Consider the following 14,139-nt stretch of genomic DNA (forward strand, 5'->3'; position numbering starts at 1 on the left):
CCGCGCGCTCGACGGCGGCGAGGCCGTCGCGATCGATCTGCGCGCCAGCATGGACTACCGCAAGGCGCATGTTCCCGGTGCGCGCTGGTCGATCCGCCCGCGCCTGGCGCAGGCGGTGGCCGGCGAGACCCGCCCGCTGGTGCTGATCGCCGATCAGCCGCAGATCGCCGCGGCCGCCGCGCTGTCGCTGCCCGCGCAGCAACGCGGCCTGGCGCGCGTGCTCGACGGCGGCATGTCCGCCTGGACCGCCGCCGGCCTGCCGCTGTCGGCCTCGCCGAACGAGCCCGCCGACCGCGACTGCATCGACTACCTGTTCTTCGTGCACGACCGCCACGACGGCAACAAGGCCGCCGCGCGCCAGTACCTGGCGTGGGAAACCAACCTGATCTCCCAGCTCGATGACGCCGAGCTGGGCAGCTACCGCCTGCCGTAGTACCACCACGCCTGGAGGAGTCCCCATGAAAAGAACCATATCCCTGTCGATGCTCGGCCTGCTGGCCGCGGCGCACCTGACCGCGGTCCCCCTCGCCACCGCCAGCGCGCAGCCGCTGACGCCGGTCGGCGGCTATCCGAGCCAGCCGATCCGCTTCGTCTCGCCCTTCCCCGCCGGCGGCGGCAACGATGCGATCACGCGCATCGTCACCAACAAGCTGACCGCCATCACGGGCCAGCCCGCGGTGGTCGACAACCGCGGCGGCGCGGGCGGCAATATCGGCGCGAAGCTGGTGGCCGAGACCAAGCCGGACGGCTATACGCTGCTGACCTCGCAGGTGTCGCTGATGGCCGTCAATCCGACGCTGTACTCGTCGGCGGGCTTCGATCCGATCAAGAGCTTCACGCCCATCACGCAGTTGAACGCCGCGCCGCTGGCCATCGTCGTCGCCGCCGATTCGCCGCTGAAGACCTTCGCCGACCTGGTCACGCAGGCCAGGGCCGAGCCGGGCAAGCTGACCTACGCGACGCCGGGCAACGGCACGCTGTCGCATCTGGTCGGCGTGGTGCTCGACAAGGACCACAAGATCGCGCTGACGCACGTGCCGTACAAGGGTGCGGGTCCGGCCATCACCGATCTGCTCGGCGGCCAGGTGGCGACGCTGATTACCTCGACCTCGTCGGTCGCGGGCTTCGTGCAGAGCGGCAAGATGCGCGTGCTGGCGGTGACCAGCCCGAAGCGCCTGGGCGTGTTCGCCAAGGTCCCGACGCTCGACGAGCTTGGCTACAAGAACACCAGCTTCGAGGACTGGTACGGGATCTTCGCGCCGGCCGGCACCTCGCCGGAGCGCGTCGCCTACCTGCGCGCCTCGATCGTGCGGGTGCTGCAGTCGCCCGAGGTCGTCAAGCTGATCCACGACGGCGGCAGCGAGGTCGTCGCCAGCACGCCCGAGGCCTTTGCCGCGCAGCTCAACAGCGATATCGCGAAGTGGTCGCGCATCGTCAAGCTGTCGGGCGCGAAGATCGACTGATTGCCGATGCCGCTTTGACGCCATGCCAGATCCCATCCAACATTCGCCGCTGACCACGCTGATCCACGCCGGCAAGGCGCTCGACTATCCGGGCGGCCGCCCCGTCAATCCTCCGGTCGTGCGCAGCAGTACGGTGCTGTTCGACACGGTGGCGCAGCAGCGCGAGGCACGCGCACGGCGCGGCGAGGAACGCCTGTTCACCTACGGCGCGCGCGGCACGCCGACCAGCTTCGCGCTCGAGGACGCGGTCTGCGCGCTCGAAGGCGGCTATCGGACGCGGCTGTATCCGACCGGGCTCGCCGCGATCGGCATGACGCTGCTGGCCTATCTGCGACCCGGCGACCATGTGCTGATGGCCGACTGCGTCTACGAGCCGGTGCGCCATCTGGCCGACACCTTCCTGCGCGATCACGGCATCCGCGTCGATTTCTACGCCGCCGACGGCAGCGACCTCGAGGCCCGCATCGAGCCCGCCACGCGCATGTTGTACGCCGAATGCCCGGGCTCGCTGGTCTACGAGATGTGCGACCTGCGCCGGCTGTCGGCGCTGGCGCGGCGGTACGGGCTGCTGCTGGTGGCCGACAACACCTGGGGCTCCGGCCTGCAATACCGGCCGCTGGCGCTCGGCGCCGATGTCTCCATCATGGCCGCGACCAAATACCTGTCCGGGCATTCCGACGTGATGATGGGTACGGTGACGACCACCGAGGACGCCTGGCAACCGCTGTCCACGCTGGCCGACAGCTTCGGCATCGCGGTGAGCCCCGACGATGCCTATCTGGTGCTGCGCGGCATCCGCAGCCTGGCGCCGCGGCTGGCGATGCACGAGGCCAACGCGCTGGCGGTGGCCGACTGGCTGACGCAGCGCCCCGAGGTCGCCACGGTGTTCTGCCCCGCGCTGCCCGCCGATCCGGGCCACGCGCTGTGGCAGCGCGATTGCACCGGCACCAACGGCCTGCTGTCGTTCGAACTGCGCAGTCACGACCTTTCCGCCGCGGAACGCTTCATCGACGCCCTGACGCTGTTCGGCATCGGCGCTTCCTGGGGCGGCTACGAAAGCCTGGCGACGCTGTCGGACGTCAAGCGCGCCCGCAGCGTCGGCGACTGGTCGGGCCGCGGGCCGATCGTCCGGCTGCATGTCGGGCTCGAGGATCCGCGCGATCTGATCGCGGATCTCGAGCAGGGGCTGGCGGCGATGGGCCGATGAACTGCAGGACGGCCGCGTAGCCGCCCGCCGTCGCTCGCTCTTGGTCGCCCTTGGTCGCTCTTGGTCGCCCGCAATCGCGCTCAATCCCCCTTGTACCCCGAGGTCCGGACGATGGGCGTCCAATGTTCGCTCAGGCGCTTCCTGCGTTCGACCACCTGTGCCGGCGTCGAGCCTGGCTGCGGCTCGTATCCGATCGCACGAATGCGTGCCTGCACGTCGGGCTGGGCGAGCACGGCCCGCATGGCCGTGTTCCAGCGCGCGATCTGCGCGGGCGGCGTACCGGCCGGCGCGTACAGCGCATAACCGGAACTGGCCAGCAGCGACGGGTAACCCTGTTCGCCAAAGGTCGGCACATCGGGAAGCTGGCTGCTGCGCTGCTTGCCCGATACGGCCAGCACGCGCACCTTGCCGGCGCGGTGCTGCTCGACGAAGACGCCGAGCCCGTCGATCGCCGAGCCGATCTGGTTGCCCACCAGATTGGTGACCATGGCGGGCCCGCCCTGGAACGGCACGATCGACATGTCGACGCGGGTCTGGCGAGTGAAATCGAAGGCGAGGAAGTGCAACACCGATCCGAGTCCCGATACGCCCAGCGTGGCGGCGGCGGGATTCGCGTGGGCCGCCTTGACGTAGTCTGCCAGCGTCCGGTAAGGCGAACTTCCGCTGACCGCGATGCCATAGTCGAGCGCAGCCACCTCGGTGATCGGCGCGAAGTCCTTGTCGCGGTCGTACCGCAGATTGCGGTAGACCAGCGGTGCGATGACCATCGTGTCGAACAGCGTCATCAGCACCGTATTGCCATCGGGCGCCGCCTGCTTCAACGTTTCGGCGGCTACCCGGGTGCTGGCGCCGGGGCGGTTTTCCACGATCACCGGCTGCTTCAGTTGGTCCTTCAGCCGGTCGACCAGCACGCGCGCCATCGCGTCGGCCGCGCCACCGGCGGGAAACGGAACGATAAAGCGGGCCGGCGCCTCGGCACGGGCCTGTCCCGGCGAACCCAAACCCAGGATGCAGCCCGCGGCCAGCGCGGAAATGGTGCCAATGGCGCGACGGCGCCCCGCTCGTGTTGCATTGCTCGACATGCCTGGTCTCCCCTGTCGTGTCTCGTGTGCTCGTGTGTCGTGTGTCGTGTTCTCGCGTGCTGGTGTGCTCGTGCCCTGCGGCGACGCCAGGTCATCATGGTCAAGCCCGGCGGGAATGTCGAATCACGGTTATGAATGCGCCATCACGAATCCGAAATGGCGGGACGGCGAGGCGGTGCCGCATGATGGCGAGGCGTATTTCCGCCGACTCATCGTCCCGACCCATGTCCCTGTCATCGCCCTGCACCATCTCGACCACCGCTGTTCCGCCTCGGCCGCAATCGGCGCCCAGCCGCCCGGCCGCTTCGGCCAGGATCGCCGTCGTCGGCGCCGGCATCGTCGGGCTGTGCATCGCGCTGTCGTTGCGGCGCCTGGGCCGCGATGTGGTCCTCTACGACGCCTTGCCTCCCGGCGGCGGCGCGTCGTTCGGCAATGCGGGCCTGATCAGCGTGGACAGCTGCATTCCGATCGCGCTGCCCGGCATGGTATGGCAGCTGCCGAAGTGGCTGCTCGACCGGCATGGGCCGCTGGCGATCCATCCGCCGCGGCTGCTGGCCGCCGCGCCATGGTTGCGCGCATGGGTGCGTGCCAGCCGTCCGCAGCAGGTCGAGCGCGCCGCGCGCGCACTGCGCGCATTGCATGCGCCGGCGCTGGACGGCTACCGCGAACTGCTGGGCGACGCCGCGGCCAGCGCGGTGATCCAGGCTCGAGGGCACTTGCACCTGTGGTCGGCCCAGCGCCCACCATCGCGCGCCGATCGGCTCGTCGCGCGCTTGCGGCAGGAACAGGACGTCGCCACGGAGCCGTTGACGCCGGCCCAGCTGAAGGCCCTGATGCCGGACCTGGCCGATCACGTCCGAGGCGGCATCCGCTTTCCGCGGCATGCGCACGCGATCGATCCGCAGCGGCTGACGCAGGCGCTGGCAAGCCAGTTCGAGCGCGAAGGCGGCAAGATCCGCCTGCGCCGCGTGCAGCGGCTGCAGCCTTGCCACGACGGCGGCTTCCGCTTGTGGACCCATCAGGGAGACGACCGTGCCGACCGTGTGGTGGTGGCGGCCGGCGCCTTCTCCGGGGAATTGCTCGATCCGCTGGGCGTGCGCCTGCCGCTGGAGGCCGAACGGGGCTATCACGTGCAATTGCCAAACCCCGGCGTGGCAGTGCCGGTGCCCTTCATCTACAAGGATCAGGCGGTCGCCGTCACGCCGATGGAAGGCGGCCTGCGCTTCGCCGGCACCGTCGAGATCGCCGGGCTGCGCCATCCGCCGGACGAGCGCCGCACCGAGGCGATCCTGGCCGCCGCGCGCCGCTTGTTCCCGGGCATCGATACGCGAGGCGCGAGCGTCTGGCTTGGCCTGCGTCCTTCCACGCCGGACAGCGTGCCGATCATCGACGAGCTGCCGGCGCATCCGGGCCTGTATCTCGCCTGCGGCCACGGCCACACCGGCTTGACGGGCGCGCCGATGACCGGCCGGCTGATGGCCGCGCGCGTGGCCGGCGTGCCGTGCGCGCTCGACCCGTCGCCCTACCGGCTCTCGCGCTTTTCCTGAGTTCCCATCCGCAGCAGGATGTCGCGGGCCAGTTCGATCAGCGCGCGCGGCTGCAGCTCCTGCGTCCGCGATTTCAGCCAGTAGGCGCGGTACGACAGCCGGCGCGACGACGACAGCGGCAGCACGCTCAGGCGGGATGCCCCGAACAGCTGCGCCGGCAGGCCATCGAACAGCATGAAGCCCAGGCCCTCGGCCACCATGCCGCACGCCGAGATGGCCGCGGGACATTCGGCAACCGGTACCGGCATGGCGCCGCAGGGTTCGAACAGCCGCTCCACCACGTCCTCGATGCCCTCGATCCGGGACAGCGAGATCATCGGCTCATCGAGCAACTGGCTCGGCTCCACCACCGCCTGGCGTGCGAGACGATGGCCAGGCGGCAGGTAGCAGAGCATCGGCAGCTCGGCCAGCAGTTCGCTGTCGACGCCCGGAATATCCGGCACCTCCAGCGCGAAGCCGATGTCCGCCTTGCGCGAGCCGATCAAGGCGGCCACATGGTGCGCGACGCGGGAATGCACCGAAAAAAAGATATCGGGATACTGCCGCGCATAGGTGGCGGCGAGCCGAGGCAGCACGGTCGCGCCAAAGGCCGGCGTGCACGCGATCGAAATCCGCTGGCGCTGGTCTTGCTCGATGCGCTGGCAGAAGGCGTTGATGGCATCGAGACCGATGAAGGACTTCTCGATTTCCTCGAACAGCATGTCCGCACCGGGCGTCGGCACCAGCCGCCCGCCGCGGCGATCGAACAGCAGGAAGCCAAGGCGCTCCTCGGCGTCGCGCAACACGTTGCTGATCGCGGGCTGCGTCACATGCAGGCGGGTGGCCGCGCCCGTCACCGAACCGGTCAGGATGATCGCGTGGACCGTTTCGATATGGCGGAAACTGAGTTTTCTTCGCATGACGGTACCGGGAATGGCCGGTGGCCTGCTGCCTTCGGCCGGGTGGAGGCACATCGCAGAACGGCGCGGAGAGCTGCGATCGGGCTGTCACTCGCGCTCCTCGGCGTTTAATCGAAGCTGTTTACCGATTAAATTTAGCCCACTTTCACAAAAATTATTTAAACATCACATTTCAGCGATGCCGCGAGGGCGTTCGCCAGGACAGTTTTCGCCGGCCAATGGCGCCCGTCACGCGGTCCCCAGGACCGCGTTTTTCGGGCCGGCTCGGCAAAGCAGGTAAACTACCGCCCGTTCGCCGTACCGGGGACGACCCGGAACACGCCTTCACCGTCCGCCCTGCACGAGCCGGAACGACGCGCGAGGTGGGCGCCGGCGAACCCAGCCACAAGGCCCTCGGGCCCACTCCCGCGGCGCCGGACCGTCCGGCATCGCACAGGCTTGCCCGGCTCCACTGCCGGCATTCGCCGCCAGCAAGGCAACGTCGCCCATCTCGACCTTCGCCCGGGACACGCGCCACCGCGCACGTCCCGATGACGACCCGCGTGCCCGCGCGGGACTGGTACCGCAGGCCATCGGCCTGACGGGTCCGCCGGCGCCGTGCGCGTCGGACGGGTCCGACCTCGGAGGACAATCCATGAAGAAGACAGCCAGCCCCTGGCTGCTGGCGGCCGGGCTGTTGCCCGTCGCCGCCCTGTCCGGCACCGCGCATGCGGAGCCCGGCGTCACGCTGTACGGCATCGTCAGTTCGGCGGTGCGCTACACCTCGAACCTCGACGGCCATCGCAACGACCAGCTTGCGCTGGTCTCCGGCGGCATGGTCGGCAGCCGCTTCGGCATCAAGGGCGATGAAGACCTCGGCGGCGGCAATCACGCGATCTTCCAGCTCGAAGCGGGCGTCGGCAGCGACGACGGCCGCCTGGGCTACAACGCGCTGTTCGGCCGGCAGGCCTATGTCGGCCTGAAGGGCGACTGGGGCAGCCTGACCTTCGGGCGCCAGTACAACGCGCTGAACAATATCGGCTGGGCCTTCAATCCGCTCGACCAGGGCTGGGGCAACTTCTGGTCGGACCCGCTGTACCTGGGCGGCGACATCTTCATCCAGGACTACCGGATCAACAACAGCGTGGTGTACCAGCGCACGATGGGCCCGCTGACCGTGCAACTGGACTACGGCGCCGGCGAGCAGCCCGGCAGCATGGTCCGCGGCACCACGCTGGGCGGCGGCGCGCTGTACCAGCAGGGACCGGTGGCGTTCGGCGTCGCCTACGACCAGCGCAAGAACGACGATGGCAGCGGCACGGTGCGCAACTACACGGTCGGCGGCTCGTATGCGTTCGGCAAGGCCAAGGCCTTCGTCGGCCATATGGGCCGGCGGGAATCGGCCAGCGATGCGCGCTACGCCATTGCCTTCGCGGGGCTCGGCTATCAGCTGACGCCGGCGCTGCATCTGTCGGGCGCCTACTACCGCTACTGGCAGAACGGCAACGTGGCCACGCAGTTCCAGGACGTGCCGGTGCCGCTGGGCAGCGGCAATGCCGACAGTGTCGCGGTGGTGGCCGACTACGCGCTGTCCAGGCGCACCCACGTCTATGTCGAGGCCGATGCCGCGCGAGCGCGCGGTGGCGCGGTCGGGCGCGAGACCGAGTACTGGGCCGGCACGCCCGCGCTCGATGTCGACAGCACCACGCGCGTCGGCGTGATGGTCGGCATGCGTCATCACTTCTGAGCGTTGCGCTGGCCGCGGAACAGCAGCCAGCGCTCGATGCCCTCGAAGATGCCCTGCGCCAGCAGCGCGAGCAGCGCCGAGGGAATCGCTCCGGCCAGCAGCAGCGTGTCGTCGTTGAGCGCAAGGCCCGTGGCGATGCGCTCGCCATAGCCGCCGGCGCCGACGAAGGCCGCCACGGTCGCCGTGCCGACGCTGATCACGACCGCGGTCTTGATGCCCGCCAGAATCACCGGCAGCGCCAGCGGCAGTTCCACATGGCGCAGGCGCTGGCGCGCGGTCAGCCCCAGCGCGCGGCCCGCGTCCGACAGCCCGGCCGGCACCTGCTGCAGCCCCGTGCAGGTATTGCGCACGATCGGCAGCAAGGCGTAGAGAAACAGCGCGACCATCGCGGGCCACAGCCCGATGCGGCCGAGCAGCGGAATCAGCCCCGCCAGCAGCGCGAGCGACGGCACCGTCTGCAGCATGCCGGCGATGGCCAGCACCACCTGCCCCAGCCGCCGGCGGCGCGCGGCAACCACGCCCAGCGGCACACCGACCACCACCGCGGCACCGACCGCGCCGGCCACCAGCGCCAGATGCTGGCGGGTCAGCCGCCAGGTGTCCGGCCCCAGCAAGGCGCCGAGCAGCCCTGCCCGCTTGTCCGCCGCCGTGCCATCGCCCTGCAGAAAACCCCGCGCCACCGAGGCGAAGCTGGCGCCGTCGAGTTCGGCCTGCGCGTTCATCGCGATCATCCGCTCGCCGTCGATGCGGCCTTCCAGCCCGGCGATCGCACGCCATGCGGCGGGATGGCGCCGCGGCACGTCCAGCCGGTACAGCACGATGGCGTCGTAGCGCGGAAACACACGGCGGTCGTCGTCGAGCACGCGCAGCCGATAGGCGCGGATCTTGGCGTCGGTGGAATAGATGTCGATCGCATCGACCTGTCCGGCCGCCAACGCTTCGTAGGCGATGCCGTGGTCCAGCCCGACCGGCTGCTGCGGCAGGCCGTAGCGGCTGGCCAGCATGGGCCAGCCGTCGGCGCGGCCGAGGAATTCGTGCGACAGGCCGAGCCGCAGTGCCGGTGCCTGGGCCAGGTCGGACAGCGTGCGCAGGCTGGCGGGCGCGGCGGAGGCCTGGGCGCTTTTGCCGCCCATGCGACCGGAGCCGGCCTCACCGCCCGCCGCAGCGGCGTGGGCGCTCTTGTCGCCCGCGCCTGCCATGCCGCCCGTGGCGCCCTCGCCGCGCACCGCGATCGCATAGGTGTTCTGGAAGCCGAACGGCACCGCCGCGCCCAGCCCCAGCGGCGCGAGGGCCGCATTGATCTGCGCCAGCGTCGCGGTGGCCGGCAGCTTCAGCAGCTCGGCCGCCACGGTGCCGGTGTAGTCAGGGTACAGGTCGATGCTGCCGGCGCGCAGCGCGGCGAACACGATCGCGGTATTGCCGAGCCCGGCCAGATGGCGGGCGGGACCGGCCGTCGCCGCGGTCTGGGTCAGGATTTCGCCGAGGACATAGGACTCGGTGAAACGCTTCGAGCCGATCTTCAGGGTGGCATTGGCGCTGGGCGCGGCGGACGGATCGCCCTGCGCCCAGCCTGCAGGCGGCATGCCGAAGAACAGGGACAGCACGGCCAGCAGGCCCGACAGCGGTCGCCGCAGGGGCTTCAAAAGTGGTCCCCGCAGCGGTCCCAAGAGCGATCCCCGCGACGGCTTCAACAGCCGCCCCAACAGCGGTCTCCGCAGCGTGCCGGACGCCCGGCCGCATGATTGCCTCATCCCGTCTCTCCAGGCACTCGACCGGCCCATGATAGCGACCCGCCGCCGGGACGCGCCCGCCGGCCAGCCCGGCAGCGGCGCCGGGCCGCAGAAGCGTATGCCGAAATAGTATTTGCATTCGGCATCATAAGCGCGCAAGAATGCGATATACGCATAGTGCGCTGCGTGCCTTGAGTCAGGGCCATGCGTGCCGCGTCAGCCAGATTGCCGCCCGGAACCATGGAAATCCGCCAGCTCGAAGCCTTCGCCGCAGTGATGTCGACCGGCAGCGTGACCGCCGCCGGGCGCCTGCTGGGCCGCTCGCAGCCGGCGATCACGCGCTCGATCCAGGAGCTGGAGAGCGAACTGGGCTTCGCGCTGTTCGCCCGCAGCGGCCCGCGCGTCAGCCCGACCGAGCGCGGCTTCCTGCTGTACGAGGAGGTCGAGCCGGTGCTGCTGGGCATGCAGCAGATCCGCGCCAGCGCCGCGGTAATCGGCCGCGAGGGCAGCCGTTCGCTCGATGTGGTGGCGACCCCGGCGCTGGCCGCGGGTCTGGTGCCCGCCGCGCTTGCCGCCGATCCGGCGCTGCCGGCGCAGATCCATCTGCACAGCGCCTCGCCCGAGAAGGTCGTCCACGCGGTGCTGACGGGTGCCGCCGAAGTCGGCGTCACCAGCCTGCCGCTCGAGCATCGCGGCGTGGCGGTGCACTGGATCGGCGAGGTGCAATGCGTGGCGGCATTGGCCGCCGACGATCCGCTCGCGGCGGCCGATACCGTGCCGCTGGCCGCCTGCGCCGAACGCGCGCTGGTGACGATGCAGAACCCCTACCGGCTGCGCCAGCTGGTGGACCGGGCGCTGCAGGACGCCGGCATTGCTGTGCCGCGCCGGATCGATACCAATACCTCGCTGAACGCGCTGGCGCTGGTGCGCGCCGGCCTCGGGCTTGCCGTGCTCGAGCCCGTCACGGCGTATGGCATGCCGGTCGACGGCGTGGCCGTGCGGCCGATCGACGTGCCGATCCCCTTCCATTTCTGCGTCATCACGCCGCAGGGACGGCCGCCGACGCCGGCGGTGCAGAGCCTGACCGAACAACTGGCGCTGGCCGCGGCGCGGCTGCTGCCGGGCTTCGTCCGGCGCGACGCCCGCGAGGGCGACGGCCTGGTGGCGCAGTACGAAACGGGAAGCAACCCCGGCCGCGACGCGGGCAGCAACGACAGCGGCGGCTCCGGTGACCGCACTGCCGACGCCACCGCGCGCGAGTCCGCCCGCACCGGCGCGCGTAGACACCAGCAGCCAACCCAGCCGGCCCCATCCGCCCGCGCGGCTGAACCCACCCGATCTGCCCAGGCGGCCCAGGCAGACCAGTTGGCCCGGCGCGCTCCATCCCGACAGAACGATTGATGTCCGCCTGAGATGTCCCAGATGTCCACCACCGAATCCACCCTCTCCCCCGCTCCCAGCGGCCTGCCCGCGCTGGAAGCCCGCCTGCGCCAGGACCTCGCCTGGCTCGACCTGCCCGCCAAGCCCTGGGTACCGCCGCGCCAGTTCGACGGCGCGCCGGTGCTCGACGTCGCCATCATCGGCGGCGGCATGGCCGGCCTCGCGGCCAGCGCGACGCTGAAGCATCTGGGCATCCAGGCCCGCATCTTCGACCGCGCGCCGGCCGGTTTCGAAGGGCCGTGGGCGACCACCGCGCGCATGGAGACCCTGCGCTCGCCCAAGCAGCTGACCGGCCCGGCGCTGGGCCTGCCGGCCCTGACCTTCCGCGCCTGGTACGAGGCGCAGTTCGGCACGGCGGCCTGGGACGCGCTCGACAAGATTCCGCGCCTGCAATGGATGGACTATCTGCGCTGGTACCGGCAGGTGCTCGATCTGGACGTCGCCAACGAGCACACCGTCGACACCGTGGTGCCGCGCGCCGACGGCCTGGTCGAGCTGCGCATGACGACGCCCGCCGGTCCGCTGCGCGTGATGGCGCGGCGCGTGGTGCTGGCCACCGGGCGCGACGGCCTGGGCGGCGCACTGCTGCCGGCCTTCGCGCAGGACCTGCCGCGCCATCTGTGGGCGCACTCGTCCGATCCGATGGATTACCGCGTGCTGCGCGGCAAGCGCGTCGGCGTGGTCGGCGCCGGCGCATCGGCGATGGACAGCGCCGCCACCGCGCTGGAGGCGGGCGCGGCCAGCGTCGACCTGCTGATCCGCCGCGCCGAGATTCCGCGCATCAACAAGAGCAAGGGCTCGGGCAATCCCGGCCTGACGCACGGCCACTACGGGCTGCCCGACCAGTGGAAATGGCGGCTGCGCCATTACATCAACAGCGAACAGGTGCCGCCGCCGCGCGGCAGCACGCTGCGCGTCTCGCGCCACGACAATGCGCGCTTCCATGTCGGCTGCCCGATCGAGCGAATTGAGGTCCACAGCGACGTCCGCAGCGACGTCAGCGGCGACACGCTGCATGTGCACACCGCCAAGGGACTGTTCGAGCTCGACTTCCTGCTGCTGTCGACGGGGTTCCGCGTCGATTTCGGTGCGCGTCCGGAGTTCTCCGTCATCGCGCCGCAGATACGCCTGTGGCGCGACCGCTTCCAGCCGCCCGCCGGCCAGGACGATCAGGAACTGAGCGATTCGCCCGACCTCGGCCCGGTGTTCGAGTTCCAGGAGAAGACGCCCGGCGCCTGCCCCGGCCTGTCGCGCGTGCATTGCTTCTGCTATCCGGCCGCGCTGTCGCACGGCACGATCTCCGGCGATATCCCGGCGATCAGCGACGGCGCGCGCCGGCTGGGCCAGGGCATCGCCGCGCTGCTGTACCAGGAAGACGTCGAGACGCATTTCGCCGCGCTGCAGGCCTATGCCGAGCCGGAGCTGTATGGCGACGAATGGACGCCGGCGCCGCCGCCTGCGCAGCCCGGCCGATGAATGGGCCGATGAATGGGCCACTGAAAGGCCCAATGCATGGACCGATGAATCGGCCAATGAGCCTGTGCGTGCCGCCCTGCTCCGCTGATCGCCCATCTGATCGCGCATCTGATCGCTCATCTGACCAGTTACCTGACCGCTGACTTTTCCACCCCGACACCATGACTGCTTCGTCCACCCAAGCCAACGCCACCGCCGAACTCGACCTGATCGACCGCCTCGCCGGTCTTGCCGCCGGCAGCGCCACGCATGTACTGCGCCATCAGCGCGACAAGGTCGCCGTCGCCACCGAAGGCAGCTATCGCACGATGTTCGATCCGGCCCTGCCCGGCCTGACGCTGACCGAACGCCTCGCGGTCGCGCTGTACGCGTCGCGGCTGACGCCGTCGGCCGAACTGGCCGCGCATTATCTCGATCGCCTGCAGGCGGCCGGCGCCGATGCGGAGACCGTGGCGGCGGTCGATGGCACCCGCCTCGAGGCCGTCGCCGATGCGCGGCTGCGCGCGATGCTGACGTTCACGCGCAAGCTGATCGAAAAGCCCGTCGAAGGCGACCGCGCCGCGCTGCTGAGCCTGCCGGCGGCCGGCCTGTCGACGCCCGAAGTCGTGACACTGGCGCAGCTGATCGCCTTCCTGTCGTACCAGGCGCGGCTGGTGGCGGGCCTGCGCGCATTGAGCGGCGCGGCCCAGGGCGAGGCGCTGCCGAGCGATGTGGCGCCGCCCGCGGCGGCCACCACCAGGCCCGGCGACACGATCCGCATCAACGGCTTCACCAACGAAGTGCTGGACTGGAAGGCGTGGCTCGACGTGGTGCCGGTCGATCGCGCGACGCCGGAGCAGATCGCGGTGCTGGAGGAAAGCCACCCGAAGGCCAAGGTGTCGGACTACTACCTGTTCCTGGTGCACCAGCCGGAAATCCTGCGCCAGCGTTCGGCGGCCTTCAACGCGATCATGTACGCGCCCGGCGGCATGGCGCGCGCCGAGCGGGAACTGGCTAGCACCGTGGTGTCGTGCATCAATGGCTGCGTTTACTGCGCGTCGGTGCATGCGCAACGCTTCGAACAACTGGCCAAGCGCAACGACGCGATCGCGCAGGTCTTCGACAATCCGCGCACGGCGGGCACCACTGCACGCGAACAGGCCATCGCACGCTTCTCGGTGGCGCTGACCGAGCACCCGGACCGCATTGGCGCCGCCTCGCTGGCAGCGCTGCGCGAGGCGGGACTGAACGACGCCGAGATCCTCGACGGCATTCACGCCATCGCGATCTTCGCGTGGGCGAACCGGTTGATGCTCAATCTGGGCGAGCCGGTGGTGGCGCAGGCGTAAGCGCGGATTGGAGCGGGGTTGCCCTCTCCCCCAGCCCCTCTCCCGCAAGCGGGAGAGGGGAGCAACAGCGCGCGCAAGCAAGGGGCGGCGTATTCTCCCTCGCCCCAAGCGGAAGCGGCGAGCAACCAATCGCGTGAGCAAAGGCTGGTGGTGTCCTCCCTCTCCCGCTTGCGGGAGAGGGCCGGGGAGAGGGCACACAGCGCTCGCATGACCGCGATCGCCTGACCCCGGCAACATCAAT

The 14,139-nt window shown here is 70.2% G+C and carries 10 protein-coding genes and 1 pseudogene; 8 read left to right on the top strand and 3 right to left on the bottom strand.

The window, feature by feature from the left end:
- The 3 genes from F1599_RS10005 to metC form a co-directional block, all read left to right on the top strand.
- The coding region (locus F1599_RS10005) for a rhodanese-like domain-containing protein (RefSeq protein WP_263364034.1) at window positions 1–433 on the top strand (433 nt) is incomplete at its 5' end.
- 49 nt (window positions 434–482) lie between these two features.
- Window positions 483–1,463 carry a Bug family tripartite tricarboxylate transporter substrate binding protein gene (locus F1599_RS10010; RefSeq protein ID WP_395895383.1) on the top strand — a complete coding sequence of 327 codons (981 nt, stop codon included), beginning with the start codon at window positions 483–485 and terminating at the stop codon, window positions 1,461–1,463.
- Between the two features lie 22 nt (window positions 1,464–1,485).
- On the top strand, window positions 1,486–2,670 hold the full coding sequence (gene metC / locus F1599_RS10015; RefSeq protein WP_150082947.1) for a cystathionine beta-lyase: 1,185 nt from the start codon (window positions 1,486–1,488) through the stop codon (window positions 2,668–2,670).
- Between the two features lie 80 nt (window positions 2,671–2,750).
- Here metC and F1599_RS10020 read toward each other — a convergent pair whose 3' ends face one another.
- Window positions 2,751–3,752: a tripartite tricarboxylate transporter substrate-binding protein gene (locus F1599_RS10020; RefSeq protein ID WP_150082948.1), complete on the bottom strand. Its 1,002-nt coding sequence runs from the start codon at window positions 3,750–3,752 to the stop codon at window positions 2,751–2,753.
- A gap of 224 nt (window positions 3,753–3,976) precedes the next feature.
- Here F1599_RS10020 and F1599_RS10025 point away from each other — a divergent pair, with 224 nt between their 5' ends.
- Window positions 3,977–5,299 carry an NAD(P)/FAD-dependent oxidoreductase gene (locus tag F1599_RS10025; RefSeq protein WP_187829235.1) on the top strand — a complete coding sequence of 441 codons (1,323 nt, stop codon included), beginning with the start codon at window positions 3,977–3,979 and terminating at the stop codon, window positions 5,297–5,299.
- Here the strand turns inward: F1599_RS10025 and F1599_RS10030 are convergent.
- A complete protein-coding gene (locus F1599_RS10030; RefSeq protein ID WP_190286336.1) occupies window positions 5,275–6,198 on the bottom strand; it encodes a LysR substrate-binding domain-containing protein in 924 nt (307 codons plus the stop codon). The genes F1599_RS10025 and F1599_RS10030 overlap by 25 nt on opposite strands.
- Window positions 6,199–6,832: 634 nt before the next feature.
- Between F1599_RS10030 and F1599_RS10035 the strand changes: the two genes are divergently transcribed.
- Window positions 6,833–7,924, top strand: a complete 1,092-nt coding sequence (locus tag F1599_RS10035) for a porin (protein WP_150082950.1) — start codon at window positions 6,833–6,835, stop codon at window positions 7,922–7,924.
- Here the strand turns inward: F1599_RS10035 and F1599_RS10040 are convergent.
- Window positions 7,915–9,507 (bottom strand): glycine betaine ABC transporter substrate-binding protein, encoded by a 1,593-nt coding sequence (locus F1599_RS10040; RefSeq protein WP_190286339.1) that lies wholly within the window; start codon window positions 9,505–9,507, stop codon window positions 7,915–7,917. The two genes, F1599_RS10035 and F1599_RS10040, sit on opposite strands and share 10 nt — an antisense overlap.
- A 387-nt stretch (window positions 9,508–9,894) precedes the next feature.
- Between F1599_RS10040 and F1599_RS10045 the strand changes: the two are divergent.
- The 3 genes and pseudogenes from F1599_RS10045 to F1599_RS10055 form a co-directional block, all read left to right on the top strand.
- Window positions 9,895–10,776, top strand: a pseudogene (locus F1599_RS10045) (LysR family transcriptional regulator); the annotation flags it as partial.
- 300 nt (window positions 10,777–11,076) lie between these two features.
- The gene (locus F1599_RS10050; protein ID WP_150082953.1) at window positions 11,077–12,570 is read left to right on the top strand and encodes an NAD(P)-binding domain-containing protein; all 1,494 of its coding nucleotides are present in this window, start codon (window positions 11,077–11,079) and stop codon (window positions 12,568–12,570) included.
- 161 nt (window positions 12,571–12,731) lie between these two features.
- Window positions 12,732–13,898, top strand: a complete 1,167-nt coding sequence (locus F1599_RS10055) for a CMD domain-containing protein (protein WP_150082954.1) — start codon at window positions 12,732–12,734, stop codon at window positions 13,896–13,898.
- The last annotated feature ends 241 nt before the right edge of the window (window positions 13,899–14,139 follow it).

Origin of the sequence: Cupriavidus cauae, assembly GCF_008632125.1 — a bacterium.
Taxonomy (GTDB): Bacteria; Pseudomonadota; Gammaproteobacteria; order Burkholderiales; family Burkholderiaceae; genus Cupriavidus; species Cupriavidus cauae.